The sequence below is a fragment of the Nonomuraea sp. NPDC049141 genome, assembly GCF_040648415.1.
In the GTDB taxonomy this organism is placed as follows: domain Bacteria; phylum Actinomycetota; class Actinomycetes; order Streptosporangiales; family Streptosporangiaceae; genus Nonomuraea.
The window spans coordinates 237,587-263,294 of sequence record NZ_JBEZDR010000008.1; the positions used below are offsets into that span (position 1 = coordinate 237,587).

The window sequence follows — 25,708 nt, forward strand, 5'->3', positions numbered from 1 at the left end:
CCCAAGATCTCGGAGGCGTACTTGAGCACAAAGGATACGGTCGCCCTCCTGGCCGGGGGTGTACTGGTCGTCTCCCTCATCGGCGGCAGCAAGAGCAGCCCGGCCACCGCGGCCAGCCCCCTGAGCAACACCAGCGGAACCCTGCCAGGACTCGCCCCCATCACCAAAGATGCCGACAAAGCCAGCGCCCGCGCCCTCATCAAGGGACTCCGGGTGAAGGGCCGCGGCCCCAAGACGGGCTACGAGCGCACCAGGTACGGCGACAACTGGGCCGACACCGCCACCGACGTCCCGTACGCCCGCAACGGCTGCCGTACCCGCGACGATCTGCTCGCCCGTGACGGCCATGACGTCAAGTATCGCCAGGGCTCCCGCTGCGAGATCGTCTCCCTGCGGCTGACCGACCCTTACACCGGCAGGACCATCGACTGGCGAAAGGAGCACGCCGACGAGATCCAGGTCGACCACGTCATCCCGCTCGCCTACGGCTGGCGGATGGGCACGCCGCGCTGGTCGATGGCCAAGCGCGTCGACTTCGCCAACGACCCGCTCAACCTGCTGCCCGTCGACGGCGCCGCCAACGAGCAGAAGGACGGCTCGGGGCCGGCCGGCTGGCTGCCGCCGCAGCACCGCATCCGCTGCGCCTACGTCACCCGCTTCGCCCAGGTCGCGCGCAAGTATGACCTGCCCGTCACCCGCGAGGACAAGGACACCATGCTCGCCCAATGCCGCTGACCGCCGCCGCTCAGCGCACGTCCATCCACTCGAAACCGTTCTTGAACGTCAGCGCGGCCAGGACCCGCTGCCCGTCGGCGTTCGGGTGGAAGTAGTCCCACTTGCTGATGTGGTCGAGCGTGAACGGGTAGCCGAACACCGCGCCGCCGTCCGTACGGCACGCGGGACCCAGCGTCGCGCACGCCTCGGCGGCCTCGTGGTTGTAGGCCATCACCCGCGCCCGCACCCGGGTCCGCCGCGCCACGTCCGCGGCCTTCATCGATGACGGGGAGGCGAGCATGGTGGGGCAGATATGGCCGAGCGTCCAGAACGAGCGCGCCAGCGCGTTGCCCTTGCCGACCTGCCACAACCGGCGCAGGTCCGGAATGCTGGCGATGAACACCCGCACGCCCGGCATCCCGGCCCGCAGCTCCGCCAGAGCCGCGTCCAGCCGCTGCCGGTAGACCTGCACGGGCGTCATGTCCTTCTCCGCCGGCTTGCAGGCGTCCTGGGCGCCGATGAGGATTGTGACATAACTCGCTTTGGCCTCCACCGCCTGCCTCACCTGCCCCAGCAGGTCCGCGCTCGTGGACCCGGGCACCGCGAAGTTGCGGTTGTGCCCCAGGATCGACCTGCTCAGCCCGGCCAGCCGCAGGTAGTGGCTGGTCACCTGGGCGTTGTCGCCCGCCGACCAGGAGCGGGAGGTGCAGGCGACGTACCAGCCGCACGCGTTGAACCCGGCCGAGACCGAATCACCCAACGCCGCCATGACCTCTGGGACAGGCTCCGCCGTGGCGGCCTGGGCCGTACCGGAACCGAGAAGAACGAGCGCGGCGACGCAGACGGGCGCGAGACGAGTGATCATGCGGCCCAAAGTAGGGATGAGCGAGGAGGCCGACTATGTCGTTAGGGCAACATCTGCCATCTCAGGACCGTGTTCATATCGCCGCTTGACAGGCCGGATCCGATGCGGCCACGACCGAATATCATGCGAGTTCCCACTTTTTCTGGGTTCGTTGACCGTAACCGGTCATTCACGGGGGTCCCAGTCGAACGTGTTCAGTTCCCGCATAGAGTGTCTTGGGTGAGTGTCGCGCTCGGAACCACCCGCCCGCTACCGGTTCGCACCACCCCCATAGGTGACCCCGGTAACTTGCTGGCCTCCCTGCCCCGGACCCCCGCCCCTTATGCCTGGATCAGGCATGGCGAAGGACTCGTCGGCTGGGGTGAGGCCGCCCGTGTGAATGTTCCCGCAGGTCCCGGCCGGTTCGCCTGGGCCCGGCGGTGGCTCGGCGACCTCTTCGGCGACGCCCGTATGGACGCCTACCTCGACGGGCCGGCCGGCACACCCGGCGTCGGGCCGGTCGCCTTCGGCTCCTTCACCTTCGACGAGAACGCCGCCGGCTCCGTCCTCGTCGTCCCGCAGGCCGTACTCGCCCGGCGCAACGGCCACGCCTGGCTCACCACCATCGGCGACGCGCGGCTCGAACCCCTCACCCCGATCCGCGACCCGGGCCGCATCAGCTACGGCGACGGCAGCCTGTCCGCCCCCGAATGGGAGCACGTCGTCGCCCAGGCCGCCCGGCGCATCCGCGACGGCGAGCTGGAGAAGGTCGTCCTGGCCCGGGACCTGCTCGCCACGGCCGAGCGTCCCATCGACGTACGCCTGCTGCTCAGCCGCCTGGCGCACCGCTATCCCGAGTGCTACACCTTCTCCGTCGCCGGCTTCGTCGGCGCCACGCCCGAGTTGCTCATCCGGCGCACCGGCCAGGAGATCGAGTCGCTCGTCCTGGCCGGCACCACGCCGCGCGGCAGCGGCCCCGAAGACGACCTGGCGCGCGGCGCCGCGCTGTTCGCCTCGGCCAAGGACCGGCACGAGCACGAGTGCGCCATCGCGTCCGTACGCGAGACGCTCGCCCCGCTGTGCTCGTCGCTGCAGACCCCCGACGAGCCCGAACTGCTCATGCTGCCCAACGTCCAGCACCTGGCCAGTCACGTCACGGGCCGCCTGGCCGACGGCGCGTCGGTGCTCGACGTGGTCGCCGCCATGCACCCGACCGCGGCGGTGGGCGGCACACCCACCGACACCGCCATCAAGGTGATCCGGGAGCTGGAGGGGATGGATCGCGCGGGGTACGCGGGGCCCGTCGGATGGATCGACGCTCACGGGGACGGCGAGTGGGGGATCGCGCTGCGGTCGGGGATCGTCCGCGGCCGCCGCGCCCGCCTCTTCGCCGGCGGCGGCATCATGGGCGACTCCGACCCGGCCTCCGAACTCGCCGAGGCGCAGGCGAAGTTTCGCGTCATGCAGTATGCGCTGGAGGGATGATTTTTTGCGTTATGGGAGAGCCCAGCCGCCGTGGGCCGCATGCGCTTGAGGGGTCAAAACCTTTTCTGTGCTTTACGGCACAGCACGGGAGGGCCCAGTCACCGTACGTGGCTGAGGACCTCCAGGGACACGGCCGCTGAGCCCGCACGGGGCCGGGCGCCGTTACGGCCGTATTCTTAGCCTGCTACGTGGATTCTGTTGCCCGGAGTCACCTGGGCTCGGCCTGCCGTGAGGGTTGCCAGCCAGTCGGTGAAGGTGGCCGTCTCGTCGTCTGACACCGCTACCGTGAAGACGACCTTGCTGCCGTAGGACACGTCCTTGATCGGGTGTTTTGATGCCCTCAAATCATTCTCTATGCGCCCTGCCTGGTCGTGGGCGACTGTTACCTCGATGAGGGTTGCCGGGATCATCCTGATGGGTTGTGCCTGGTCCAGAGTTTCCGTTACCGCTGAGCTGTAGGCGCGGACCAGGCCGCCGGCGCCCAGGAGGGTGCCGCCGAAGTAGCGGGTGACCACCGCCACCACATCGTTGAAGCCTCTTCCCGTCAGGGCCTGGAGCATCGGCGTGCCCGCTGTGCCGCCTGGTTCGCCGTCGTCGTCGCCCTTGCGGTCGTCGCCGATGACGTAGGCCGTGCAGTTGTGGGAGGCGTTCGGGTGCAGGTGGCGGCGTTCGGCGATGAAGGCCGAGGCTTCCTCGGGTGTCCTCGCCGGGGCGACCGCGCAGACGAAGCGGGAGCGGCGGGCCTCCGTCTCGTGCTCGATGGCGGCGCTCAGGGTGAGATAGGAGGACACGTCCACAGATTAGTGCTCGCCGGACAGCCTCTCGGGACTAGCATCGCCTTCATCCCCCGGCAGGTCCCATGGAGGTATCCGTGGACATAGCGGACGACGTCATGCCCTACATCACCGAGGCGATCTGCGCCTATGGCGGTGCCGTACTCGCCAAGACCAACGAGCTCGCCGCCGGGTCGAACATCGCCCGCGGGACCCGCATCCTGCAGCGGATCTTCGGGCGGGGTGACGCCGGCTCCAGGAGGGCGATCGAGCAGGTGGCGGCCCGCTCCGGCGACGATCTGGCGTTACGGCTGGCCATCCTCGAGGCGTTCGCGGCCGATCCGACCCTGGCCGGCGAGATCGCCGCCATGCTGCCCGCCCGCAGCACCACCTGAACGGCCAGCCGCGGCGCCACCTGAATGGCCGCTCGCAGCACCACTTGAACGTTCCGCCGAGGCGCCACCTGAGCCGCCGCCCGCAGCACCACTTGCGCGGCCGGCTGCGGCCACCGCTGCGGGACGCCCCGCGTCGCGCGACTGGTCCATTTCCCGCCATTCCCGGCGCAGTCCGGTCAGTCCGACGGTGAGGAAGTAGGCCGCCCCGCACGCGGCCAGCACCGGCGACAACCCGGCGGCGGCCACCGCCGCACCGGCGATGAGCCCGCCCAGCGGAATCCCGGCCCATGCCAGCGAGTCCCCCAGCGCGTTGACCCGGCCGAGCAGCCGTCGCGGCACCCGCTCGAAGTAGATCGCGCCCAGGATCGGGTTGATGAGGCCTCCGCTGAGCCCGCTCAGCGCGAACACGACCACGATCGCCCACACCGGCGCGTCCATCGCCAGAACCAGGAACCGCGGCGGACCCGCGAGCAGAAAGGCCACGAAGAACACCGCCCGCCGCCGCATCCGATGCGCCACCGCGGCGGCCACCAGACTCCCGCCGACCGCCGCCAGCCCCATCACGCTGCTGTTCAGCCCGATCACGGCCGGGCCGTGGCCGGACTCCCTGGCCCACACCGGCACCAGCACCTGGGCGAACGCCGCGTCCAGCAGGTTCGTCACGGCGACCATGAGAGCGAGGGCCAGCAATATCGGCTCACCCCGCAGAAAAGCGATCCCCCCGGCGAAACGCCGCCAGTAACCCGCCCGCTCCCCCGCACCACCCTCGGAATCGCGACCTGAGCCGTGGCTTGACGTCTGAAGAGGAACCGCGCCCTCGGCCGACACCTGGACGGCAAGGAGATCACCAGCCGGCACCTGGGCGGGGACTGCGTCTTCGGCTGACGCCCGGGCGCGGGGCAGTGCCCACACGATGACGACGGAGCCGAGTGCGAAGCAGGCTCCGCTGGCCGTCAAGCCCACCAGTGGGCCCGCCAGTGCCACCAGCGCCCCGCCCGTCGCCGGGCCGACGGTGGCGGCCAGGCGTTCCGTCACGCCCGACAGTGCCGCGGCCCGCTCCAGTGGGATCCGGCCGCGCTCGGCCGCCTCCGGCACCATGATCTCCTTGGCCAGGTCGCCGGGCCCGCGAGCCGCGCCGATCAGCGACACCAGCCCGAGCAACACCGGGAAGGCCAGCAGGCCGAAAGCGTGCAGCAGAACCACGGCCCCGGCTCCGGCGGCGCTCACCACATCGGCGACCCACGAGACCCGGCGCGGCCCCAGGTGGTCGACCAGCGGCCCCACGAAGAGCTTGACCAGGACATACGGTGCCATCTCGCAGAAGGCCACGAGCCCGGTCATGGTGGCGCTGCCGGTCGTGACGAGCACGAACCACGGCAACGCGATGGCCGACACCCGAGTGCCGGTCAATGACATGGCCAGGGCCGCCAGCACCCCGGCCAGCGGGCGTAAGGACCGCCCAGTCGCAGGACGGCCGGTCATGGCAGGTTCGATTCCGATACGTCCGGCTCGGGCAGCAGGTGCATGACCAGCGACACCCGCTCGGCGCCCTCGGCGGCCGCGCTCTCGGGGTCCTCGCGCCGGTAGCGGGCGACCACGGCCAGCAGCTCTTCGTGCAGCCGTCCGGCCTCCTCAGGGGTGAGGCGCAGCGCCCAGTGGCTGATGTCCAGCTCGTCGTACCAGGGCCGGGGCATGGTCTGCAGTTCGTTCAGCGCGCGCTGGGTCAGCAGGCTGTGCGCGGCCGCCACAGACCGCAGGTAGGTCAGCACAGCCTCGGGCTCCTGCCTGGCCAGTTCGCTGTCGGCGAGCCGGGTGACCTGGTGTACGGAACGCCACCACCGCTCGCGCGCGTTTCCGCGTTCGGTGTCCTCCTCGACGAAGCCCGCCGCCGCCAGCCTGCGCAGGTGGTAGCTGGCCGTACCGGAGTTGACGTCGAGGCGCTCGGCCAGGCGGGTGGCCGTCGAAGGACCGTACTTGCGCAGCAGTTGGACGAGCTCCACCCGCACCGGGTGGGCGAGGGCGCGCAGGCCCTTGGCATCGAGGACGACGACTGAGGTCATGCACCCAACCATAGATTGCCAACATCTCTTCGCAAAGAGTTATTCGCGAAGAGATGTTGGCAATCTACTCCGCACGCCTTTACATTGTAGATTTATTGGCATGGTAAAGTGCGATGGTGAATCCCCCCTTCACACCACTGGCCCCTGACGACCCATCCGAGATCGGCGGCTATCGCCTGGTGGCGCGGCTGGGGGCGGGCGGAATGGGGCAGGTCTACCTCGCCCGCACCCAGAGCGGCAGGCGGCTGGCCATCAAGGTGATCCGCGCCGAGTTCACCGGGGATCCGGAGTTCCGGCGGCGGTTCCAGCAGGAGGTCGCCGCGGTCGAGCGGGTGCAGAGTCTCTACACCGCGCCCGTCGTCGACGCCGATCCCCAGTCCAGGACGCCCTGGCTGGCCACCGCCTACGTGCCCGGGCCCTCGCTCGACAAGGCCGTCGCCCGGCACGGCCCGCTACCTCCCCGCACGGTGCTGACCTTGGTCTGCGGGGTGGCCGAGGCGCTGCAGGCCATCCACGCCGTCCAGGTGGTCCACCGCGATCTCAAACCGTCGAACGTGCTGCTGTCCCCCGACGGCCCCCGCGTCATCGACTTCGGCATCGCCAAGGCCGTCGACGCGACCCCGCTGACCGGCACCGGCATCCGCATCGGCACGCCGCTGTTCATGGCTCCCGAGCAGGCGCTCGGGCACCCGGCCGCGCCGCCGGTCGACGTGTTCGCGCTCGGCGGTCTTGCGCTGTTCGCGGCGACCGGCCGCACACCGTTCGGTGAGGGCCCCGACCCTGCGGTGCTCTACCGCGTGGTGCATGACGAGCCTCAGCTCGACGGCTGCCCGCCGGAGTTGCGCGAGGTGATCGCCCGCTGCCTGGCCAAGGACCCGGCGCACCGGCCGACGCCGCGCGCCCTGGTGACCGAGCTCGAACGGTACGCGCGGACGGGGCCGGAGTGGCTGCCCCCGGAGCTCACGCACTCCCTGCCCGCCTACGCGGCCTCGCCCTCTCCTCCCCCTGCGAGCTCACGCAGGACGTTCGGGTTCGGTGTCGTGGCCGGCGCCGTCGCGGGCGCCGCGCTGATCGCGGGCGCGGCCACGGCCGTGCTGCTGAACCAGGGTCCCGCCGTCGGCACCCCGCTCGCCCAACCCGCCGCGACCGTCACGGTCACCGAACAGGCGCCCGCGAGCAGGCCCACTGCCGGTACGACCGAGGAGACCACCCCGAGCCCCGCGGGCACGGCGACCGAGGGCTCGGTGGCCGGAGCGAAGGCGGGCACGCTGCTCGGCACGTACAAGGGCATCGATGTGACCATTTATTACTCGGTCAACTTCACCGACGACCCCACCCACCCGAAGGAGGGCAACGACGAGGACGTCACGTACGGCGCCATCGGCCTCGAGGCGGAGAAGATGGCCGTGCTCGAACCCGGACAGACCGGCACCTACCAGGCGTGCGTCGACAACACCCGGTACATGGACAGCTACGCCGCCGACCAGGCCAAGGGCCGGCTGGTGTGCGTCTTCGCCGAGAACACGATCGGTCTCGTCAAGGTGACGAAGCTATCCGGAGGGGCCAGTGACTACATCACCATGGACCTGACAGTCTGGCAGCGTTGACGCCTACTCTGTAAGTCATGTCCGTTACGCCCTTGCGAGGCGGGCCGGCGCGCGAGGCCGAGTTACTCGGCGTCGTGCTCGATGTGCTGCGCGAAACCGGGTACGACAGGCTGACCATCGAGGCGGTGGCCGCACGCGCGAAGGCGGGCAAGCACACCGTCTACCGGCGCTGGCCGTCCAAGGCGGAGCTGGTGGTGGCGGCGTTCGTCAATGCCGTCTCCGACAGGCCGGTCGTCCCCGACACGGGTGAGCTGCGGGGTGATCTGCTCGCGCTGATGGAGTCGCTGGTGGGCGAGCTGGCCCGGCTCGGTGACGTCATCGCCGGGCTGGTCGGCGAGATCCTGCACAACGCCGACCTGGCCCGCGCGGTGCAGCAGAACTACATCGCCGGCCGCCGCCGGTTGACGCTGGAGGTGTTCGAGCGGGCCTGGGCCAGGGGCGAGCTGTCGCGCAGCGCCGACACCGACCTGCTGTGGCAGGTGGGCCCGGCGGTGCTGTTCTTCCGGGCGCTGGTCAGCGGTGAGCCCGTCGACCACGAACTGGCCCGGCGGCTCGTGGACCACATCGTGCTGCCCATCGCCCTCGGCCGCCGATAGAGCACCACCGACAGAGCACCACCGACAGAACAGCGCCGACAGAGCAGCGCGCCGATCTCAGGCCCGCCGCCGGGCACGGTACGCGCTGGCCTTGGCGCGGTTCTGGCACGACAGCCCGCAGAAGCGCCGCGAGGTGTTCCGCGTCACGTCGAAGAAGACCAGCGCGCACCCGTCCGCCTCGCACGACCGGAGCCGAACCCCCTGCCCCACCCCGATCACCATGGCCAGCGCGGTGCCGGCGTCGGCGGCCCAGGCGTCGACCAGCGAGGCGTCCGGCTGGTGGAAGGCCAGGACGGGCGGCTCACCGTGCAGGTTGGCGACGGCCGCGTGCCGTACCAACAGCGCGTTGAGCGACGCGACGGCATCGGGGCCCCCGCCGAACACGGGCCGCAGTTCGGCGGCCACCTCCGCCAGGCGGTCGGCGTCGGCGGCGGTCAGAGATCCGGCGGGCGGCCGGTCGAGGCGCGCCGTGGCGGCCAGTACGGCGGCGCGGCGCGAGGCCCCGTCGGCCGGCGGCGCGAGGTCGCGCCCGCGTACCTCACCCACGGCCAGTTCGTTCACCAGGAGGACGGCGAGCTCCACCCACCGGCCAACATAACTGTCTATTTGGGATTGACCAGTGATGCGCCAGGAGTCTATCGTCACTGGCATACCTTATCTAGACAGTGAGGAATTGGCATGTCCATCGATGGCAGAGTCGCCCGCCGCATGTGGCACCAGTTGGAGCCGATCCACGCGGCGCTGTACTTCTCCCCCCAGGCCTTCGAGGAAGCCGCGGCGATCGGCTACGACGTGGAGTCGCGCTGGCCGAGCTACTTCGCCTACCGCACCGCGCCGCTGGGCCACACGGGCACGAACCTGGCCTTCGCCACCTACTACAGCTTCAGCCCTCAGACGATCGCCGAACACGTTCCGGCCGTCTGGGACACCGCCACCCCCGAGCAGGTGCTCCAGACCCGCATCCGGGCCGTCGACCGCACCTATCGGGCGCTGCTCGGCGACAAGGCAGAACAGCTCGCCGAGGCCGCCGAGCTGGCCAAGCGGACGGCCGAGAGCGTGACGGTGGCCGGACGGCCGCTCGCCGCCGCCAACCTGGACCTGCCCTGGCCGGACGAGCCGCACCTGGCGCTCTGGCACGCCGCCACCGTGCTGCGCGAGCACCGCGGCGACGGCCATCTCGTGGCGCTCCAGGCGGCGGAGCTGGACCCGTGCGAGTCGCTGGTCTCCTTCGCCGCGATCGGCGCCGCTCCGTCGGCCAACTTCGCCGGGCGCGGCTGGAGCGAGGGCGACTGGGCCGCCGCGCAGGATCGGCTGGCCGGGCGTGGCCTGGTAGACGCCGCGGGCCAAGCCACCGACGCGGGCCGGGCGCTGCGCGACCAGGTCGAGCGGATGACCGACGAACTGGCCGCCGAGCCGTGGCGACGGCTCGGCGAGCAGCGCGCCGACCGGCTGGCCCAGCTCATCCGGCCGGTCCTGGGCGCCGTCTTCGAGGCGGGAATCCTCCCGATGACCAGCACGCTCGGCATCGCCACGGTGAAGGCACCCGACTGATCCACGAACGCGCCCGGACCTCCATCGGCGGGCGCGGACCTGTCAGTAGCCGGGTGCGGGCTGCCAGAGGCTGATCTCCGTGCCCTGGTCGTCGGTGCAGGTGCAGCCCCGCCCCGATTTGCTCTCGATGATCTCCCCCGTCGTGCCGCCGAGCTCGCGCACCCGCTTGATCGCGGTGTCGACGTCGTCGACGCTGTAGTACAGGTTCGGCTGCGACGAGGGGCCGGAGGCGGTGAGGCCCATCGGCACCGCGGTGTTGGTCACGTGCAGGTACGTCTCGTGCTCGCGCCGGAACTCCCACCCGAACAGCGCCTCGTAGAAGGCGGCGGCCCGATCCAGGTCCTCGACCGACAGCGTGTAGTAACCCAGCTCTACAGCCATGCGCAGACCTCCGCAATAATTGTCGCTATCGTTAAGCATCACCATACAACGAAGGCGAGCAATAATTAACGCAAACGGCAACGATCTGGATGCCACGCTGGCCGCCCTCGCCGACCCCACCCGGCGCAAGGTGATCGACCTGCTGCGCGCCGGTCCCCGCCCCGCCGGGGAGCTGGCGCAGGCCGTCCAGATGAGCGCGCCCGCGCTGAGCAGGCATCTGCGCGTGCTTCGGGCCGGCGGGCTGGTCCAGGCGGAGGCGGGCGGCGAGGATGCCAGGCTGCGCCTCTACACGCTGCGCCAGGAACCGTTCACCGCCCTTCAGGCGTGGCTCGACCAGGTGCAGGCGTTCTGGGCCGAGCAGCTCGGCTCGTTCAAGGACCACGTGGAACGCACGACTCCATGAACTCCGTCCAGGCCGCCGTCATCGTCCCCGTCGACCAGGCCACCGCGTTCCGCGTCTTCACCGACGAGATCGACGGCTGGTACGTACGCGGCCCCCATAGCTGGGTCGACCCGTCACGCGCGGTCGGCATCCGGTTCGCGGACGGCTACCTGCGCGAGCTGTGGTCCGACGGCGGCCACGTCGACACCGGCCGGATCCTCGTCTGGGAGCCGCCACGCCGCCTGGTCTGGGCCGACCTGATCAACGACCAGGGCGAGATGGAGATCGAGGTCGCGTTCACGCCGGTCGACGGCGGCACCGAGGTGCTGCTGGAGCACCGCGGCCTCGACACGCTGCCGCCGGACGTGGCCGGGCGCATCCGCCGCGGCTACTCCTGGCAGATCGCGCTGAGATGGTTCGCCGAGAGTTTCGCGCGTTTGTGAAGCCCGTAGAATCCCGCCTGTGACTCGTGACGAAGAGGCCGTGCGCCACGCGGTCGAGCGGATGGCGCGGATCTTCTCCGACTGGGGGCTGCCGCCCATGGCGGCGCGCGTGCTGTTCACGATGATGGCGGCCGAGGAGCGGACGCTGACCGCCGCCGAGCTCGGCGAGCGGCTCGGCGTCAGCCCGGCCGCCATCTCCGGAGCGGTGCGCCTGCTCACGCAGATGCACCTGGTGGTGCGGGAGCCGGTGCCCGGCTCCCGCCGCGATGTCTACCGTCTGCCCGACGACGCCTGGTACGAGCTCACGCTGGCCAAGATGCCGATCTTCCGGCAGATCACCGACGAGGCGTCGGCCGCGGTCGAGGCGGTCGGCGGCGACGACACCACCGCCGGCGCCAACCTGGCCAGGATGCGCGACTACTTCGCGTTCGTGGAGCGCGGGCTGCCCCGGCTGCTCGCCGAGTGGCGCGAGCGCTGACAGCCGAGCACGAGCGCTAGCCCCTGCCGTATTTCTTGTGCACGGCCTGTTTGCTCACCCCGATCGCATGAGCGATCTGCGCCCACGGCAACCCGGCCACCCTGGCCCGGCGTACCTGGACCGCCTCCATGCGTTCGATCTCGTGCCGCAACGCGGTGGTCGCCTGCAGGGCTCGCAGCGGATCCTCGTCCTGCGCCTGCCGCATCAGCGTCGCCAGGTCGTTCGTCATTCCCCCAACGTAGTCCAGCGGCCGCTCATCGCGAGTCCAGGACGAGCCTCAGGCCGAGCCCGATGAGGACGACACCGGAGATCTGCTCCAGCCGCCGCTTGACGACCGGGCGGCCGAGGAACGCCTTGGCCTTGGCGACGGTCCAGATGAGCAGGCCGTACCAGAGCAGGTCCACGAGCACCCAGACGACGGCGAGCGTGACGAGGGTGAGCGGGACGTTCTGCCCCTGCGGCACGAACTGCGGCAGGAACGACATCGCGAACACCGCCGCCTTCGGGTTGGCCAGACAGGTCCCGAACCCGGCCAGGAACGACCGGCGCCGACCACTGACCGCGACCCCCTCGACCGGCGCCGAACCCTTGCGGGCCTGCCAGAGCGACTGCGCCCCCATCACGACCAGCAGGACCGCGCCCGCGACGCGCATCACGTCATAGGCCACCTGCGAGGCCAGCACCAGCGCCGACAAGCCGAACGCGGCGGCCAGCCCCCAGATCAGGATGCCGGTCTCGTTGCCCAGGGTGGCGGCCAGGCCGGAGCCGCGCCCGGCCCGCAGCGTCTGTCTGAGAATGATCGCGGTGCTGACCCCGGGAACCATCGCCACCAGGATGCACGCGCCAATGAATGCGATGAGATACATGCGAGGCATCGTGGCAGAATCGCCCCGATTTAGCCGTAGATTTTTCCGAGCTCCGCGACGGCCTCCACCATCAGCGCGCGCAGCTCGGGCGGTCCCAGCACCTCGACGCTCGCCCCGAGCCGCAGCAGCAGCCACCGGGCGTGCGTGATCGACTCGATCGGAACGGTGAGCGTGCGCCAGCCCTCGGCGTCGGGCTCGGCGCCCTCGGCCAGCGCGGCGGCGACGACGTCGTTGCCCATCGTGTAGGCGAGCAGGCTGTCCGTGCCGGGGGCGACCTTGATGACGGCCTCGGCGGTGTACATGCGCTCGCGGAACTCGCGTGAATAGTCGCGCCAGAAGCCGCCGAGATCGAAGCCCTCGGGCCGGTCGAAGCCGCCCGGCAGGGTCTCCAGCGCCAGGATGCGCGCGACCCGGTACGTACGCGGCGTCGCTCCGGCGGGGGCGGCGACCATGTACCACGAGCCGCCCTTGAGCACGAGCCCGTACGGGTTCACCACCCGCTCGACCTCCTGCCTGCCCCAGCGCCGATAGGTCATCCGCAGCCGCCGCTGCGCCCACACCGCCTCGGCCACCTCGCTGAGGTGCGGCACGTCGTCGGCGTCGCGGTACCAGCCGGGCACGTCCAGCAGGAAGCGCTCACGCATCCGTGAGGCGTGCGAGCGCGGCTCGGGCGGCAGCGCGGCCAGCAGCTTCAGCTCCGCGCTCGCCACCACCTCCGACAGCCCCAGCTCGGCCGCGGGCCCCGGCAGCCCGGCCAGGAACAGCGACGACGCCTCCTCGGCCGTCAGCCCGGTCAGCCGGGTCCGGTAGCCGTCGAGCAGCTGGTAGCCGCCCGCCGGGCCGCGGTCGGCGTAGACCGGCACGCCGGCGGCCGACAGCGCCTCGACGTCGCGATAGACGGTCCTGACCGACACCTCCAGCTCCGCGGCCAGGTCGGTGGCGGTCATCCGGCCGCGCGCCTGCAGGAGCAGCAACAGGGAGAGCAGACGGCTGGCGCGCATACCCACCATTGTATTGCGCACATAAGTCATGTTTGTATGAACACATGGAACGTGTGCTGGCCATCATGAACACCCTTCGCACCCACGACAGCGTCTCGGTCGCCGAGCTGGCCGCCGAGCATGGCGTGTCGGAGATGACCATCCGCCGCGACCTGGACGAACTGGCCCAGCAGGGGGTGGTGCGCAGGGTCAGGGGCGGCGCGCTGTCGCTGCTGCTGCGCGGCGAGGAGCCGCCGTTCGGGGTACGGGAGCACGAGGCGGTCGACGCCAAGCAGCGGATCGGCGCCGAGGTGGCCGGGCTGATCGCCGACGGCGAGGCGGTGCTGCTCGACGGCGGCACGACCGTGTACGAGGTGGCGCGCGCACTGCTGGACCGCCGGGTGACCGTCCTGCCGCTGGCGCTCCAGTCCGCGTCGCTGCTGGCCGCGGCGCCACGCGTACGGCTGGTGCTCCCCGGCGGAGAGGTACGGCCGGGCGAGCTGAACTTCAAGGGCCCCCTGACCGAGAGCTCGATCAGGGCCCTGCGCTTCGACACGGCGGTGATCGGCTGCTGCGGCCTGTCGTCCGAGCAGGGGATGACCGCCCACGACCTGCCGGAGGTGGCCGTCAAGCAGTCCGCCATCGCCGCGGCCAGGCGGGTGATCGTGGCGTGCGACTCGGGCAAGTTCGCCAGGACGGCGTTCGGCGCGGTCTGCCCGATCTCGCGGCTCGACGTGGTGGTGACCGACGCCGGCATCCCGCGCGAGCAGCACGACGCCCTGCTCGCCGCCGGGGTCACCGTCCGGCTCGTCCAGGAAGCCCGGTGAATCGCGCCCGGGTCGCCGTCTACCTGCTGTTCTTGCTCGCCGGGGCGGCCATCGGCACCTGGACGGCCCGGATACCGGCCATCAAACAGGACCTCGGGCTGAGCGACGGGCGGCTGAGCCTGGCGCTGCTGGCCATCGCCGCCGGGGCGATGGCGGGCATGCAGGCGGTCGGCCGCCTGGTCGACCGCTACGGCAGCAGCCGCGTCATGATCCCCGCCGCGCTGCTGCAGGGGGTGGTGCTCGTCCTGCCCGCCTACGCCGTGAACCTGGGCACGCTGGCCGCCGCGCTGTTCGGGTTCGGCGTGGTCCACGGTGTGCTGGACGTCTCGATGAACGCCAACGCGGTGGAGGTGGAGCGGGCGTGGGGGCGGCCGATCATGTCGTCGTTCCACGCGGTGTTCAGCATCGGCGGGTTCGCGGGCGCCGCCGCCGGAGGGCTGTTCGCGCACCTGGCGCTCTCGCCCGCCGCCACGTTCCTGTCGGTGGCGGTGGTGATCGCGCTGCTGGCCGCGTGGGCGGCGGCCTGGGCGCTGCGCTCCCGGCCCGCGCCGGCGTCCTCGGAAGCCGGGGTACGGCCGAGGCTGCCCAAGGGGATCCTCTTCCTCGGTGTGCTGGCGTTCTGCTGCCTGGTGGGCGAGGGGGCGGCGGCCGACTGGAGCTCGGTCTACCTGCGGGAGGACCTGTCCGCGTCCGCGGGGTTCGCGGCGGCGGGCTATGCCGCGTTCTCCATCATGATGACGGCCGGGCGTCTGGCCGGGGACCGGCTGGCGGTCCGCTTCGGGCCGGTGGCGCTGGTGCGCGGGTGCGGGCTGCTGGCCGCCGCCGGGCTCGGGCTGGCGCTGACGGTCGGGCATCCGGTGGCGGGGGTGGCCGGGTTCGGGTGCTTCGGGGCGGGGTTGTCGTGCATCGTGCCGCAAGTGTTCTCCGCCGCCGGGCATCGTGATCCGGCGTTCGCGGGGCGGGCCCTCGCGCGGGTGGCGAGCATCGGCTATCTGGGGTTCCTGTCCGGGCCCGTGCTCATCGGGGGTCTCGCCGAGCTGTCCGGGCTGCCGCGGGCGCTGGGCGTACCAGCGCTGCTGGCCGCCTTCGTGGCGCTGGCCGCCACCGCGCTGCGCCCCCGTACGGCCGAGCCGGTCGGGTCCTAGCGCTCGCGCGAGCGCACGGCGCCGCATCAGGTCCTAGCCGAACTGCTGCCAGCCCAGCCTGATCACCATGGCCACCACCACGCACAGCAGCACGACGCGGACGAAGCCCGTGCCGCGCTTGAGCGCCATGCGGGCGCCCACCTGCGCGCCCGCCACGTTGCAGACGGCCATCCCGAGGCCCAGCCCCCACAGCACGTGTCCCTGCCAGGCGAACACGAACAGCGCGCCCAGGTTGGTCCCGGTATTGATGATCTTCGCCGAGGCGGAGGCGGACACGAAGTCGAGCCCGAGGATCGTGGTGAACGCGATGATCAGGAACGTGCCCGTCCCCGGGCCCATGATGCCGTCGTAGAAGGCGACGCCCACGCCCGCGATCGTCACGGCCGCGACGACGCGGCCGTTCGTCCGCAGATGGGGCTGCGGCACCGAGCCCATCGCCGGGCGCAGCGTCACGAACGCGGCCACACCCACCAGCACCGCCATCACGGCCGGGCGCAGCACCTCGGCCGAGATCGCCGCCGCGGCCAAGGCCCCCAGCCCGGCGCTGACCACGGCCAGCCCCACGCCGGGCAGCGCGACCGCCCGGTCCACCTTGGTGGTACGCGTGTAGGTCACGGCGGCCGAGGCGGTGCCGAAGACGGAGGAGAGCTTGTTGGTGGCCATCGCCTGCACGGGCGGGATGCCCGTCACCATCACCGCGGGCAACTGCACCAGCCCGCCGCCACCCACGACGGCGTCGACCCAGCCCGCACAGAGGGCAGCCGCCAACACCAGCACCACATGCTCCAGCGGCACGCCACTCCCCCGATTTCCCCCGAGAACCGCAAAGAGCGTATATGTCCCGCTATCACAACCAAACAGGAGGGATGCCCCTTACCACCGACACCCCAGCCCCGGCCGCACTGCCCTGCACCGACAGACTGCAAGCCCCAGTCCGCTGGCCGCGTTTCGCTGGCCTGCGGGAGCGGCCGACCTCATGGCGCGGCCGCCCCGCAGGTCTTCGTCGCCGCCCGGTTCTAGCGGGCGGTGGTCAAGGTGCGCTTTCGGGAGGCGTAGATGTCGTCGATCAGGTTGTAGGAGCGCGCCTGCTCGGCCGTGAAGATCCGGTCCCGCTCGATGTCCTTCCTGATCTCCAGCTCCGTCTTGCCCGTATGCCTGGCCAGCATGAACTCCTGCTGGTCGCGCATCCGCAGGATCTCCCTGGCGTGGATCTCCATGTCGCTCGACTGGCCCCGTCCGCCCTCGGTGGAGGGCTGGTGCAGCAGGACGCGGGCGTGCGGCAGGGCGGCGCGCTTGCCCGGCGTGCCCGCCGCCAGCAGGACCGCGGCGGCCGAGGACGCCTCGCCGATGCAGACGGTGTGGATCTCCGGCCGGACGAACTGCATCGTGTCGTAGATCGCCGTCATCGAGGTGAACGAGCCGCCCGGCGAGTTGATGTACATGTTGATGTCCTGGTCGGGGTCGAGCGACTCCAGCGTCAGCAGCTGCGCCATCACGTCGTTGGCGCTCGTGTCGTCGATCGGCGTGCCCAGGAAGATGACCCGGTCCTCGAACAGCTTGTTGTACGGGTTCATCTCCTTCATGCCGTAAGAGGTGCGCTCGGTGAACGAGGGCAGCACGTAACGTCCGCTCATATCAGTTCATCCCCTCGGCCATGTGGTCGACGAATCCGTAGTCGAGCGCCTCCTGCGCGGTGAACCAGCGGTCGCGGTCGGAGTCGGCCTGGATCTGCTCCAGCGGCCGGCCGGTGTGCTGGGCGGTGATCTCGGCCAGCCTGCGCTTGGTGTAGAGCAGATTCTCCGCCTGGATCTGGATGTCGCTGGCCGAGCCGCCGATGCCGCCGAGCGGCTGGTGCATGACGATCCGCGCGTTGGGCAGCGCGTAGCGCTTGCCGGGGGTGCCCGCGCACAGCAGCAGCTGCCCCATGGAGGCGGCGAAGCCCATGGCCACCGTCGCCACGTCGCACGGGACGAACTGCATCATGTCGTACAGAGCCATCCCCGCGGTCACCGACCCGCCCGGCGAATTGATGTAAAGCGTTATGTCGCGGTGCGGGTCCTCGGCCGCCAGCAAAAGCAGCTCACCGCACAGCCGATTGCATATCTCGTCGTCGACCTCCTGGCCGAGAACAAGTATGCGCTCCTTCAGCAGGCGCTGGCTGAGCTGGTCAGGCCAGGCAGTACGCAGGGTCTCCGTCATGGAATCGCCTTTCTCTCGAGCTATTCACCGACGCTAGACCCGGGCCGCGCCAATTCCAGCTCCTTTTCGCTGGGGGCGCATTTCTCTAAAGGCGCATTCCACCGAGAGCGAATAACCGTCGACATACAATCACGAATGTGAGATGGAACCTGCCCCGGCGATGGGCGTGCCTGATCCTCGGCGGCGCGCTGCTGATGCCGTACATGATGACCGGGGTTCTGACATCGGGCCTGCTCCAGGGCCAGTCGGCCAATTTCCTGCTGCCCCTCCAGCTCGGGGTGTTCGTGGCGGTCCTGCCGGTGGTGGCGGTGACCGGGCTGTTCCTGCCGGTGCGGGCGCTGGAGGTGAGCGCCGCCCAGGGGTTGCTCGGCGCGCGTGTGGAGACGCCGCCCAGGCAGGCGGGCCGGTCATGGCAGGAACGGTGGCGCACGGCCGCCTGGTACACCCTCCACCTGGGCGTCGGCGGCCTGGTGAGCGGGTGCACGCTGGCCGGGGTTCCGTTCACGGTCTTCACGTTCGCGGTGCCGTTCGTCGGCGGGCCCGAGCGGATGCTGGGGATCGCCGTCGAGCCGGGCTGGGCGGCGCTGCGCTGGCCGCTGATCGGGCTGGCCGTGCTGGGGGCGGTGGTGCTGTTCGCGGCCGGCGCGGGCGCGCTGCTGGCCCGGCTCGCCCCCGTGCTGCTCGGCCCCACCCCCGGCGAACGGCTGGCCGCGGCCGAGCGTCGGGCCCGTACGCTGGCCGAGCGCAACCGGCTGGCCCGCGAGCTGCACGACTCCGTCGGCCACGCGCTGAGCGTCGTCACCCTGCAGGCCGCCGCGGCCGGGCGGGTGCTCGACCGCGACCCGGAGACGGCCAGGACCGCTCTGGCGGCCATCGAACAGTCGGCCCGTGCCGCCCTCGACGACCTCGACCACGTCCTCGGTGTCCTGCGCGAGGGCGACCCGCCCTCTGACGCCGGCCCGCCGCAGGCGACGCTGGCCGATCTGGGCGACCTGGCCGCCGCCTCCGGCGCCGAGGTGCGGCGCGAGGTGGGCGACCTGACCGGCGTGCCCGCCGTGGTCTCCAGGGAGGCCTACCGGATCGTTCAGGAGGCGCTGACCAACGCGCTCAGACACGGTCAGGGGCCGGTACGGCTGGCCGTCGCCGTGCAGGACGACGACCTGAGACTGGAGATCACCAACGAGACCGGCACGCAGCCGGGCACCCGGTCGGACGCACCGACCAACCGGCCGGACGCACGGAACAACCGGCCGAGCGCGGGGCCGGGCGACCGGGTGGGCGGGAGGGGAATGACCGGTATGCGGGAGCGCGTTCGCCTGCTCCGCGGCGATCTGGAGGCGGGCCCGGTGGCGGACGGCTGGCGCGTCTCCGTCCGGCTGCCACTCCGGTCGGTCCCGTGACAGGCGGTGGTCGAGGGTGCCCGGCGCAGGGGCGGGCCTGGATCATCGCTCAGGTCGGTCCCTGACCCCGCTACGGTCGGTCCCATGACATCCCCTACGGTCGCTCTCATGACACTCCCGCGGTCGCGCGCATGACGCTCAAGGTCGTGATCGCCGACGACGAGGGCCTCATCCGGGCCGGTCTGCGCGTCATCATCGACGCCGAGCCGGGGCTGAGCGTGGTCGGTGAGGCCGCCGACGGCGCCGAGGTGGTGCCCGTGGTGCGCAGGGAGCGCCCCGATGTGGTGCTGATGGACGTACGCATGCCCGCGGTGGACGGCATCCAGGCCACCCGGCGGCTGGTGGCCATGGACGAGCCGCCCAAGGTGCTGGTGGTCACCACGTTCGAGAACGACGACCACGTCTACGAGGCGCTGCGGGCGGGCGCCAGCGGGTTCCTGCTCAAGCGGACCAGGCCCGACGAGCTGGTCCACGCGATCAAGCTGGTGGCGGCCGGGGACTCGCTGCTGTTCCCGGCGGCGATCCGGACGCTGGCCGGGCGCAGGCCGCCCGAAACCCAGCCCTCAGAGGTGCCCGGCATCGGCCGGCTGACGGGCCGCGAGGGCGACGTGCTGCGGCTGATGACCAGGGGGCTGTCCAACGGCGAGATCGCCGCCGAACTGGTCGTCAGCCAGGAGACCGTCAAGACGCACGTCGGCAACGTGCTGACCAAGCTGGGCGCGCGGGACCGCACCCAGGCCGTGATCGCCGCCTACGAGTCGGGCTTCGTCTCACCTCGCTGACACACCCCGCTGGACGATCCGCGACACCGGCAACGTCGTGCTCTCGGTGACCGTCATGCCGGTGGCGGCCAGGTGCTCGTCCACCAGCCGCAACCCCACCGCATATCCCGCCATGTCGGGAATGCCGCGAGGCTCTTGCCCGTACCGCGCCACGGTGGTGTCCCCCAGCACGTACGCGGACGTGAGGTGCATGCCCTCCAGCTCGAAGTCGGCCATGATCTTCGCGTAGGCCCGGTCCAGTTCCGCGCCGGTGACCATCGACGACCACGGCCCCATGGCCTCGACCCCCGACAGCTCCCGTACGAACGCCTCCGCCAGCCCCTCGGAGACCACGTGCTCCCCCACCGTCGGACGCCACGGCACGTTGGTGTAGCGCGCCTGGTGGTGGAACTCGTGGACGGCGCAGTGCGCTATCCTGCCGATCGTCTCCTCCGTCGGCCAGCCCAGCAGGTACAGCAGGCCGGGCGAACCGCCCATCCCGTAGTAGCCGCCCGTGACCTTCATCAGGTGCTCGTCGTCGGGATTTCCCAGCACGAACACCACCTGCAGTGAGCCGGGCACCTTGAGGCCGGCCAGCCGGTCGGCGGCCCGGTACAGCTCCCGCTCGACCTGCCCCAGCACGTCCGCCTCGATCATGGCGCGGATCGCGGGCAGGTAACGCGGGTCCTCGGCGTCCACCCGGAAGCCGGGCCCCTGGTGGTGGATGTCGACGATGTCGCCCGGCATCGGGATGGCCGGGCGGATGGGCGCGAGCAGCTCGCGCAGCAGATCGGGACGCCGCTCCAGCGGCTGTTCCAGCAGCTCGGCCATGGCCGTGAGCGTGTCGTGAACGATGAACTCCATGTCCACGGACGCTAGAACCTCACGCGACGTGAGACTCAAGCCGAAAAACCGGGAGATCAGAGCGGCGAGCCGTCTCCCGAGTCCTCACCGGGCGTCGGCCCCGGCGTGAGCTGCCCGCTCCTGCTCGGCGACGGCGTCTGGGTGGGCGAGGGCTGCTGCGGCTCCGGCGTGGCCGGCGTCGGAGGCGCGGTCGGCTGGAAGTTCGTCGGCGGCAGCGGCCTGGGCAGCGGCTCGTCGTCCGCCCTGCCCATGATCAGCAGCAGCGCGATCACCGTACCGAGCAGCAACAGCACGGCCAGCGCCATGGCGGCGAGCAGCACCCGCCGGCGCGTCTCGGTGAGCGGCCGGCGCCCGCTCGGCGCGCCCGGCAGGGCGGGCGCGCGGTCGGTCAGCCAGTACGGCACGAAGTCCGGGCCGTGCGCCTGTCCGATGAACGTGCCCCCGACCATCACCGGCTCCAGGAACCACTCGGCCCCCGGACGGCCCGGCACGAACGGCACGGCCACCCAGGGCGCCGTGCCGGTCTCCATCGACAGCACCTCCGGCACGCCGTCCAGCACCGCGGCGCGTGTCCTGGAGGCCCGGCCGAGCCAGCCGCGCGCGGGCGCGGCCTCGCGCACCGCGGTCACGAACCGTTCGCGGGCGGCGGCGTCGAAGGCGGCGCCGCGGGTCAGGAGGGCCAGCGAGACGGCGCGGCCGTCCTGCCCCTGGCCGAGGTAGACGAAACCGGCCGGCGCGGAGTGCAGGCGGGCCTGCACCACGAACGGCCCCAGGTTGGGCGGATCTCCGTACTGCAGCGGACTGGCCACGTTTGCCATGAAAGCACAGACCGGCACCGTGCACGTTTGCGGGACGTTTGGTGGAATGGCGTCATGAGCGTCGCCGAAGATGTGCCAGACGAAACCGATGCGGCCGTGCTGCGTCAGACCCTTGACGAGGTCCGGCGGGTCATCGTCGGCCAGGATCACATGGTCGAGAGGTTGATCGTCGCCCTGCTGGCCCGCGGTCACTGCCTGCTGGAAGGAGTGCCGGGCGTCGCCAAGACCCTCGCCGCCTCTACCTTGGCCACCGTGGTGGGCGGCACGTTCGCCCGGATCCAGTTCACGCCCGACCTGGTGCCGAGCGACATCGTCGGCACCCGGGTCTTCCATCCGTCCAATGAGAAGTTCGACGTCGAGCTGGGTCCGGTGTTCGTCAACTTCCTGCTCGCCGACGAGATCAACCGCGCCCCCGCCAAGGTCCAGTCGGCGCTGCTGGAGGTGATGGCCGAACGCCAGGTCACCCTGGCCGGGATCACGCACCCGCTGCCCAGGCCGTTCATCGTGCTGGCCACCCAGAACCCGATCGAGTCCGAAGGCGTCTATCCGCTGCCCGAGGTGCAACGCGACCGGTTCCTGTTCCGCGTGCGGGTCCCGCATCCCAGCGCGCACGAGGAGCTGGAGATCCTGCACCGCATGAGCGTCACCCCGCCGGCGCCCGACCGCGTGCTGGACCCCGACCGGCTGATGGCGCTGCAGGAGGCGGCCGAGCAGGTCTCGGTCCACCAGCTCGTCGCCGACTATGTCGTACGCCTGGTCATGTCCACCCGCTCGCCCGCCGAGTACGGGCTGGGCGAGCTGGCCGACACCATCGAGGTCGGCGTCAGCCCGCGCGCCACGCTCGGCCTGGTCGCCGCCGGGCGTGCCCTGGCCCTGCTGCGCGGCCGCGACTACCTGCTGCCCGACGACGTACGCGACGTGGCCGTCGACGTGATGGCGCACCGGCTGATGCTCACCTTCGACGCGCTGGCCGACGGCGTCGATCCCGAACAGGTCGTCAGGCAGATCCTGCACGCCGTACCACCGCCCCTCGTCGTCTGGAACCAGAATCGATGAGCGGCCGGTGAACACAGCCGAGCAGGCGCTGCGGCGCCTGGAGCTGACGGTGACCCGGCGGCTCGACGGGCTGCTGCACGGCGCCCATCTGGGGCTGCTGCCGGGGACGGGCAGCGAGGCCGGCGACAGCCGCGTCTACGTGCCCGGCGAGGACGACGTGCGGCGGATGGACTGGGCGGTCACCGCCCGCACCACCGTGCCGCACGTCCGTGACCTGATCGCGGACCGGGAGCTGGAGACGTGGGCGCTGGCGGACCTGTCGCCCAGCATGGACTTCGGCACCGCCGACACCGACAAGCGCGATCTGGTGGTGGCCGCGGTGGGCGCGATCGGGTTCCTGTCCAGCCGGATGGGCGACCGGTTCGGGGCGCTGGTGCTGCACGACGAGTTCGTGCACCGGATGCCGGCGCGCACCGGGCGGCCCGCGCTGTACGGGCTGCTGCACTCGCTCATGGACGCGCCGCGCGGGCAGGCCGTACCTGACGCGCCCGACCTGGCGGAGGGCATCGACGTGCTGTCCGCCACCCGCAGGCGGCGCGGCATGCGGCTGATCGTGTCGGACTTCCTCGACGCCCGGCCCGAGCTCGACCCCGAGGCCGAACGGACGTGGGAACGACCGATCAGGCGGCTGTCGGCCCGCCACCAGGTGCTGGCGGTGGAGGTCATCGACCCGCGCGAGCTCGAACTGCCCGACGTGGGCCGGGTCGCGTTCGCCGACCCCGAGAGCGGGCACGTACGCGAAGTGCACCTTTCCCCCAAAGTACGCCGAGACTACGCAGAGGCGGCCGCACTGCAACGCGAAGGCACCAAGGCCGCGCTGCGCCGAGCCGGAGTGGCCCACCTGGTGCTGCGGACCGACAGGGACTGGGTGTTCGACGTGGCGCAGTTCGTCCTGCGTCAGCGGCGCATGGCCCACCTCGCCCATCGGAGGCCACGTGCGTAGTCAGGGAGTAATCGAACCGGGCGACAATGGTCCTATGCCGATGAAGGAGGCATGGTGACCTTTCTGTCGCCGGCGTGGTTGTGGTTGTTCGCGGTGGTGGCGCTGGTCGTGGTCGGCTACGTGGCGGCGCAGTTCGCCAGGCGCCGCTACACCGTGCGCTTCACCAACCTCGCGCTGCTCGACCTGGTCGCGCCCGCGGGCCCCGGCTGGCGGCGGCACGTGGCGCCGCTGCTGTTCCTCGCCATGATGTCGCTCCTGGTCATCGGCGCGGCCAAACCGGCCGACCAGGTGAAGGTGCCGCGCGACCGCGCCACCATCATGATCGCGCTGGACGTGTCGCTGTCGATGGACGCCGACGACGTCCAGCCCAACAGGATCAGCGCCGCAAAAGCCGCCGCCCAGTCGTTCGCCAGGGAGCTGCCCGACAGGTTCAACGTCGGCGTGGTCTCCTTCGCCCGCTCGGCCAACGTGGTCATCGCCCCCACCACCGACCACCAGGCCGTCGTGACCGCGATCGGCAACCTGACCACCCGGCCGGGCACCGCGATCGGCGAGGCGGTGTTCAACTCGCTCGACTCCGTACGCTCCTTCGACCAGCAGGCCGCCACCGACCCGCCACCGGCCGCGATCGTGCTGCTGTCCGACGGCGACAACACCTCGGGCAGAGGCGTCAACGAGGCCATCGACGCCGCCCAGCAGGCGCGCGTGCCGGTCTCCACGATCGCGTACGGCACGCAGGAGGGCACCGTCTCCATCGACGGCAGGCCGGTGAACGTGCCGGTCAACAAGCAGACCCTGCAGTCGCTGTCCGACGGCACCAGCGGCCGGGCCTACACGGCGGAGTCGGGCAGCGAGCTGCGTGACGTCTACGAGCAGATCGGCACCTCGCTCGGCTTCAAGCTGGTGGACCAGGAGGTCACCCAGTGGTTCATCGTGGCCGCCATCGTGGCCGGGCTGCTGGTGGCGGGTGCCGCGGTCCTGTTCGGTGCCCGGATCCCGTAACGTTTTGCCACGTGGCCCACTACTTCTCCGAGCAGCCGCGGACCGCGAGCCGACCGGGCTCCGTCGACCTGGTGCTGCCCGACCTGCACCTGCGGCTGGAGACCGACCGGGGGGTGTTCTCCCCCGAGCGGGTCGATCTCGGCACCCGCGTGTTGCTGGAGAGCGTTCCGCCGCCGCCGCAGGAGGGCGACCTGCTCGACCTGGGCTGCGGCTACGGACCGATCGCGCTGACCATGGCCTCGCGCGCGCCCGGGGCGACCGTCTGGGCCGTCGACGTGAACCGGCGCAGCGTGGAGCTCACCGCGCGCAACGCGCAGGCCGCCCACCTTGACAAAGTAAGGTCACTGCATGTCGACGAGGTACCCGAAGACGTGAAATTTCGGGCTATCTGGTCTAATCCCGCTATCCGTATTGGCAAGCCCGCCCTGCACGAGATGCTCACCAGCTGGCTGTCCCGGCTGACGCCCGACGGCGTCGCCTACCTGGTCGTACAGAAGCATCTCGGCTCCGACTCGCTGCAGCGCTGGCTCGGCGAGCAGGGCTGGCAGGCCACCCGCGCGGCCTCCCGCGCCGCCTACCGAATCCTGAAGGTAACCCGATGAGAAGGCAGCTGCGCCCCACCGACGTCAAGCGGCTCAACCGCACCTGGCGCAGGAACACCTCCAACCGGCTGTCGCTGATCCTCGAGTCGGTCACCGGCCCGTTCAACGTCGGCTCGATCTTCCGCAGCGCCGCCGCGTTCGGCGTCGACCAGATCTGGCTGGCGGGCAACGCCACCCCGCCGACCAACCCCAAGGCGGGCAAGACGGCGCTCGGCACCGAGCGGCTGGTCACCTGGCACGAGCCGGTGCCCGCCGTCGACGCCGTGAAGGCCGCCCGCGAGGACGGCTACACCGTGCTGGCCATCGAGCTGACCGGCGAGGCCAAGCCCCTGCACCGGGCCGACCTGGCCCGCGACGTGTGCCTGGTGGTCGGCAGCGAGGACCACGGCTGCTCGCCCGCCCTGCTCGACTCCGTCGACGGGGTCTGCTACATCCCGCAGGTCGGGCGGGTCGGCTCGTTCAACGTCTCGGTGGCCGCCGCCATCGCGCTGGCCGAGGCCCGGCGCCAGGAATGGCAGAATCTCGCTGATTCGTAA

32 protein-coding genes are annotated in these 25,708 nt (G+C 71.1%); 18 read left to right on the top strand and 14 right to left on the bottom strand.

Annotation, left to right across the window (positions count from 1 at the left end; all coding sequences use genetic code 11):
- The first annotated feature begins 21 nt into the window (after positions 1–21).
- A complete protein-coding gene (locus AB0B91_RS25470; RefSeq protein WP_358324205.1) occupies positions 22–735 on the top strand; it encodes an HNH endonuclease family protein in 714 nt (237 codons plus the stop codon).
- A gap of 10 nt (positions 736–745) precedes the next feature.
- Here AB0B91_RS25470 and AB0B91_RS25475 read toward each other — a convergent pair whose 3' ends face one another.
- On the bottom strand, positions 746–1,579 hold the full coding sequence (locus AB0B91_RS25475; RefSeq protein WP_358324208.1) for an SGNH/GDSL hydrolase family protein: 834 nt from the start codon (positions 1,577–1,579) through the stop codon (positions 746–748).
- Between the two features lie 219 nt (positions 1,580–1,798).
- Here AB0B91_RS25475 and AB0B91_RS25480 point away from each other — a divergent pair, with 219 nt between their 5' ends.
- Positions 1,799–3,043 (top strand): isochorismate synthase, encoded by a 1,245-nt coding sequence (locus AB0B91_RS25480; protein ID WP_358324211.1) that lies wholly within the window; start codon positions 1,799–1,801, stop codon positions 3,041–3,043.
- Between the two features lie 176 nt (positions 3,044–3,219).
- Here the strand turns inward: AB0B91_RS25480 and AB0B91_RS25485 are convergent, their stop codons facing one another.
- Positions 3,220–3,834, bottom strand: coding sequence for a YigZ family protein (locus AB0B91_RS25485; RefSeq protein ID WP_358324214.1), 615 nt, complete (start codon positions 3,832–3,834; stop codon positions 3,220–3,222).
- A gap of 80 nt (positions 3,835–3,914) precedes the next feature.
- Between AB0B91_RS25485 and AB0B91_RS25490 the strand changes: the two genes are divergently transcribed.
- Positions 3,915–4,211 carry a hypothetical protein gene (locus AB0B91_RS25490; protein WP_358324216.1) on the top strand — a complete coding sequence of 99 codons (297 nt, stop codon included), beginning with the start codon at positions 3,915–3,917 and terminating at the stop codon, positions 4,209–4,211.
- On the opposite strand, the gene AB0B91_RS25495 is transcribed toward AB0B91_RS25490, so the two are convergent.
- On the bottom strand, positions 4,122–5,693 hold the full coding sequence (locus AB0B91_RS25495; RefSeq protein WP_358324219.1) for an MFS transporter: 1,572 nt from the start codon (positions 5,691–5,693) through the stop codon (positions 4,122–4,124). The two genes, AB0B91_RS25490 and AB0B91_RS25495, sit on opposite strands and share 90 nt — an antisense overlap.
- Positions 5,690–6,271 (bottom strand): helix-turn-helix domain-containing protein, encoded by a 582-nt coding sequence (locus AB0B91_RS25500; RefSeq protein WP_358324222.1) that lies wholly within the window; start codon positions 6,269–6,271, stop codon positions 5,690–5,692. The genes AB0B91_RS25495 and AB0B91_RS25500 overlap by 4 nt, the downstream gene beginning before the upstream one ends.
- A gap of 113 nt (positions 6,272–6,384) precedes the next feature.
- Between AB0B91_RS25500 and AB0B91_RS25505 the strand changes: the two genes are divergently transcribed.
- Together AB0B91_RS25505 and AB0B91_RS25510 are read left to right on the top strand one after the other, a co-directional pair.
- Complete coding sequence (locus AB0B91_RS25505) at positions 6,385–7,878, top strand: serine/threonine-protein kinase (RefSeq protein ID WP_358324225.1); 1,494 nt, start codon at positions 6,385–6,387, stop codon at positions 7,876–7,878.
- A 17-nt stretch (positions 7,879–7,895) separates the two neighbouring features.
- Positions 7,896–8,474, top strand: a complete 579-nt coding sequence (locus tag AB0B91_RS25510; RefSeq protein ID WP_358324228.1) for a TetR/AcrR family transcriptional regulator — start codon at positions 7,896–7,898, stop codon at positions 8,472–8,474.
- 57 nt (positions 8,475–8,531) lie between these two features.
- Here AB0B91_RS25510 and AB0B91_RS25515 read toward each other — a convergent pair whose 3' ends face one another.
- Positions 8,532–9,056: a CGNR zinc finger domain-containing protein gene (locus AB0B91_RS25515; protein WP_358324231.1), complete on the bottom strand. Its 525-nt coding sequence runs from the start codon at positions 9,054–9,056 to the stop codon at positions 8,532–8,534.
- Between the two features lie 96 nt (positions 9,057–9,152).
- On the opposite strand from AB0B91_RS25515, the gene AB0B91_RS25520 reads away from it, so the two are divergent.
- Positions 9,153–10,025 (top strand): hypothetical protein, encoded by an 873-nt coding sequence (locus AB0B91_RS25520; RefSeq protein WP_358324234.1) that lies wholly within the window; start codon positions 9,153–9,155, stop codon positions 10,023–10,025.
- 42 nt (positions 10,026–10,067) lie between these two features.
- Here AB0B91_RS25520 and AB0B91_RS25525 read toward each other — a convergent pair whose 3' ends face one another.
- Positions 10,068–10,406, bottom strand: a complete 339-nt coding sequence (locus AB0B91_RS25525) for a VOC family protein (RefSeq protein WP_358324237.1) — start codon at positions 10,404–10,406, stop codon at positions 10,068–10,070.
- 19 nt (positions 10,407–10,425) lie between these two features.
- Here AB0B91_RS25525 and AB0B91_RS25530 point away from each other — a divergent pair, with 19 nt between their 5' ends.
- Genes AB0B91_RS25530 through AB0B91_RS25540 form a run of 3 tightly spaced genes read left to right on the top strand, consistent with a single transcriptional unit; the run spans position 10,426 to position 11,709 of the window.
- Positions 10,426–10,809 (top strand): metalloregulator ArsR/SmtB family transcription factor, encoded by a 384-nt coding sequence (locus AB0B91_RS25530; protein ID WP_358324240.1) that lies wholly within the window; start codon positions 10,426–10,428, stop codon positions 10,807–10,809.
- Entirely contained in the window at positions 10,806–11,231 is a 426-nt protein-coding gene (locus AB0B91_RS25535; RefSeq protein WP_358324243.1) for an SRPBCC domain-containing protein, read from the top strand. The genes AB0B91_RS25530 and AB0B91_RS25535 overlap by 4 nt, the downstream gene beginning before the upstream one ends.
- Before the next feature lie 19 nt (positions 11,232–11,250).
- Positions 11,251–11,709, top strand: a complete 459-nt coding sequence (locus tag AB0B91_RS25540; protein WP_358024641.1) for a MarR family transcriptional regulator — start codon at positions 11,251–11,253, stop codon at positions 11,707–11,709.
- Between the two features lie 16 nt (positions 11,710–11,725).
- On the opposite strand, the gene AB0B91_RS25545 is transcribed toward AB0B91_RS25540, so the two are convergent.
- From AB0B91_RS25545 to AB0B91_RS25555, 3 genes are read right to left on the bottom strand one after another with little or no spacing between them, the layout of a single operon-like run.
- A complete protein-coding gene (locus AB0B91_RS25545; RefSeq protein WP_219528414.1) occupies positions 11,726–11,938 on the bottom strand; it encodes a hypothetical protein in 213 nt (70 codons plus the stop codon).
- A 25-nt stretch (positions 11,939–11,963) separates the two neighbouring features.
- Positions 11,964–12,575, bottom strand: coding sequence for a LysE family translocator (locus AB0B91_RS25550; RefSeq protein ID WP_358324246.1), 612 nt, complete (start codon positions 12,573–12,575; stop codon positions 11,964–11,966).
- Positions 12,576–12,604: 29 nt separating this feature from the next.
- On the bottom strand, positions 12,605–13,576 hold the full coding sequence (locus AB0B91_RS25555) for a YafY family protein (RefSeq protein WP_358324249.1): 972 nt from the start codon (positions 13,574–13,576) through the stop codon (positions 12,605–12,607).
- A 44-nt stretch (positions 13,577–13,620) separates the two neighbouring features.
- Between AB0B91_RS25555 and AB0B91_RS25560 the strand changes: the two genes are divergently transcribed.
- Positions 13,621–14,382 (top strand): DeoR/GlpR family DNA-binding transcription regulator, encoded by a 762-nt coding sequence (locus AB0B91_RS25560; RefSeq protein ID WP_358324252.1) that lies wholly within the window; start codon positions 13,621–13,623, stop codon positions 14,380–14,382.
- Positions 14,379–15,527, top strand: coding sequence for an MFS transporter (locus AB0B91_RS25565; RefSeq protein WP_358324255.1), 1,149 nt, complete (start codon positions 14,379–14,381; stop codon positions 15,525–15,527). The genes AB0B91_RS25560 and AB0B91_RS25565 overlap by 4 nt, the downstream gene beginning before the upstream one ends.
- A 33-nt stretch (positions 15,528–15,560) precedes the next feature.
- Here the strand turns inward: AB0B91_RS25565 and AB0B91_RS25570 are convergent, their stop codons facing one another.
- The 3 genes from AB0B91_RS25570 to AB0B91_RS25580 all read right to left on the bottom strand — a co-directional run bounded on the left by AB0B91_RS25570 (position 15,561) and on the right by AB0B91_RS25580 (position 17,726).
- Entirely contained in the window at positions 15,561–16,322 is a 762-nt protein-coding gene (locus tag AB0B91_RS25570) for a TSUP family transporter (protein WP_358324258.1), read from the bottom strand.
- 221 nt (positions 16,323–16,543) lie between these two features.
- The gene (locus tag AB0B91_RS25575) at positions 16,544–17,161 is read right to left on the bottom strand and encodes an ATP-dependent Clp protease proteolytic subunit (protein WP_358324261.1); all 618 of its coding nucleotides are present in this window, start codon (positions 17,159–17,161) and stop codon (positions 16,544–16,546) included.
- A gap of 1 nt (position 17,162) precedes the next feature.
- Positions 17,163–17,726 carry an ATP-dependent Clp protease proteolytic subunit gene (locus AB0B91_RS25580; protein ID WP_358324264.1) on the bottom strand — a complete coding sequence of 188 codons (564 nt, stop codon included), beginning with the start codon at positions 17,724–17,726 and terminating at the stop codon, positions 17,163–17,165.
- Positions 17,727–17,863: 137 nt separating this feature from the next.
- Between AB0B91_RS25580 and AB0B91_RS25585 the strand changes: the two genes are divergently transcribed.
- Entirely contained in the window at positions 17,864–19,126 is a 1,263-nt protein-coding gene (locus AB0B91_RS25585) for a histidine kinase (protein ID WP_358324267.1), read from the top strand.
- Positions 19,127–19,257: 131 nt separating this feature from the next.
- Positions 19,258–19,908 carry a response regulator transcription factor gene (locus AB0B91_RS25590; RefSeq protein WP_358324270.1) on the top strand — a complete coding sequence of 217 codons (651 nt, stop codon included), beginning with the start codon at positions 19,258–19,260 and terminating at the stop codon, positions 19,906–19,908.
- Here the strand turns inward: AB0B91_RS25590 and AB0B91_RS25595 are convergent.
- Entirely contained in the window at positions 19,897–20,751 is an 855-nt protein-coding gene (locus AB0B91_RS25595; RefSeq protein ID WP_358324273.1) for a DUF2268 domain-containing putative Zn-dependent protease, read from the bottom strand. The genes AB0B91_RS25590 and AB0B91_RS25595 overlap by 12 nt on opposite strands.
- Before the next feature lie 56 nt (positions 20,752–20,807).
- The gene (locus tag AB0B91_RS25600) at positions 20,808–21,569 is read right to left on the bottom strand and encodes a hypothetical protein (protein WP_358324276.1); all 762 of its coding nucleotides are present in this window, start codon (positions 21,567–21,569) and stop codon (positions 20,808–20,810) included.
- 54 nt (positions 21,570–21,623) lie between these two features.
- Here AB0B91_RS25600 and AB0B91_RS25605 point away from each other — a divergent pair, with 54 nt between their 5' ends.
- The 5 genes from AB0B91_RS25605 to AB0B91_RS25625 are packed head-to-tail and all read left to right on the top strand — an operon-like array spanning position 21,624 to position 25,708.
- Positions 21,624–22,625 carry an AAA family ATPase gene (locus tag AB0B91_RS25605; RefSeq protein WP_358324279.1) on the top strand — a complete coding sequence of 334 codons (1,002 nt, stop codon included), beginning with the start codon at positions 21,624–21,626 and terminating at the stop codon, positions 22,623–22,625.
- 7 nt (positions 22,626–22,632) lie between these two features.
- On the top strand, positions 22,633–23,568 hold the full coding sequence (locus tag AB0B91_RS25610; RefSeq protein ID WP_358324282.1) for a DUF58 domain-containing protein: 936 nt from the start codon (positions 22,633–22,635) through the stop codon (positions 23,566–23,568).
- A gap of 54 nt (positions 23,569–23,622) precedes the next feature.
- On the top strand, positions 23,623–24,570 hold the full coding sequence (locus AB0B91_RS25615) for a VWA domain-containing protein (protein ID WP_358324872.1): 948 nt from the start codon (positions 23,623–23,625) through the stop codon (positions 24,568–24,570).
- Between the two features lie 11 nt (positions 24,571–24,581).
- On the top strand, positions 24,582–25,172 hold the full coding sequence (locus tag AB0B91_RS25620) for a methyltransferase (RefSeq protein ID WP_358324285.1): 591 nt from the start codon (positions 24,582–24,584) through the stop codon (positions 25,170–25,172).
- Entirely contained in the window at positions 25,169–25,708 is a 540-nt protein-coding gene (locus AB0B91_RS25625; RefSeq protein ID WP_358024687.1) for a TrmH family RNA methyltransferase, read from the top strand. Before AB0B91_RS25620 ends, AB0B91_RS25625 begins: the two co-directional genes overlap by 4 nt.

Bases quoted from the DNA above. Each gene is read 5' to 3' on its own strand.
- AB0B91_RS25475 (WP_358324208.1), bottom strand. From the start codon at position 1,579: ATGATCACTCGTCTCGCGCCCGTCTGCGTCGCCGCGCTCGTTCTTCTC.
- AB0B91_RS25495 (WP_358324219.1), bottom strand. From the start codon at position 5,693: ATGACCGGCCGTCCTGCGACTGGGCGGTCCTTACGCCCGCTGGCCGGG.
- AB0B91_RS25500 (WP_358324222.1), bottom strand. From the start codon at position 6,271: ATGACCTCAGTCGTCGTCCTCGATGCCAAGGGCCTGCGCGCCCTCGCC.
- AB0B91_RS25505 (WP_358324225.1), top strand. From the start codon at position 6,385: ATGGTGAATCCCCCCTTCACACCACTGGCCCCTGACGACCCATCCGAG.
- AB0B91_RS25510 (WP_358324228.1), top strand. From the start codon at position 7,896: ATGTCCGTTACGCCCTTGCGAGGCGGGCCGGCGCGCGAGGCCGAGTTA.
- AB0B91_RS25520 (WP_358324234.1), top strand. From the start codon at position 9,153: ATGTCCATCGATGGCAGAGTCGCCCGCCGCATGTGGCACCAGTTGGAG.
- AB0B91_RS25525 (WP_358324237.1), bottom strand. From the start codon at position 10,406: ATGGCTGTAGAGCTGGGTTACTACACGCTGTCGGTCGAGGACCTGGAT.
- AB0B91_RS25535 (WP_358324243.1), top strand. From the start codon at position 10,806: ATGAACTCCGTCCAGGCCGCCGTCATCGTCCCCGTCGACCAGGCCACC.
- AB0B91_RS25545 (WP_219528414.1), bottom strand. From the start codon at position 11,938: ATGACGAACGACCTGGCGACGCTGATGCGGCAGGCGCAGGACGAGGAT.
- AB0B91_RS25550 (WP_358324246.1), bottom strand. From the start codon at position 12,575: ATGTATCTCATCGCATTCATTGGCGCGTGCATCCTGGTGGCGATGGTT.
- AB0B91_RS25555 (WP_358324249.1), bottom strand. From the start codon at position 13,576: ATGCGCGCCAGCCGTCTGCTCTCCCTGTTGCTGCTCCTGCAGGCGCGC.
- AB0B91_RS25560 (WP_358324252.1), top strand. From the start codon at position 13,621: ATGGAACGTGTGCTGGCCATCATGAACACCCTTCGCACCCACGACAGC.
- AB0B91_RS25575 (WP_358324261.1), bottom strand. From the start codon at position 17,161: ATGAGCGGACGTTACGTGCTGCCCTCGTTCACCGAGCGCACCTCTTAC.
- AB0B91_RS25580 (WP_358324264.1), bottom strand. From the start codon at position 17,726: ATGACGGAGACCCTGCGTACTGCCTGGCCTGACCAGCTCAGCCAGCGC.
- AB0B91_RS25590 (WP_358324270.1), top strand. From the start codon at position 19,258: ATGACGCTCAAGGTCGTGATCGCCGACGACGAGGGCCTCATCCGGGCC.
- AB0B91_RS25595 (WP_358324273.1), bottom strand. From the start codon at position 20,751: ATGGAGTTCATCGTTCACGACACGCTCACGGCCATGGCCGAGCTGCTG.
- AB0B91_RS25600 (WP_358324276.1), bottom strand. From the start codon at position 21,569: ATGGCAAACGTGGCCAGTCCGCTGCAGTACGGAGATCCGCCCAACCTG.
- AB0B91_RS25605 (WP_358324279.1), top strand. From the start codon at position 21,624: ATGAGCGTCGCCGAAGATGTGCCAGACGAAACCGATGCGGCCGTGCTG.
- AB0B91_RS25625 (WP_358024687.1), top strand. From the start codon at position 25,169: ATGAGAAGGCAGCTGCGCCCCACCGACGTCAAGCGGCTCAACCGCACC.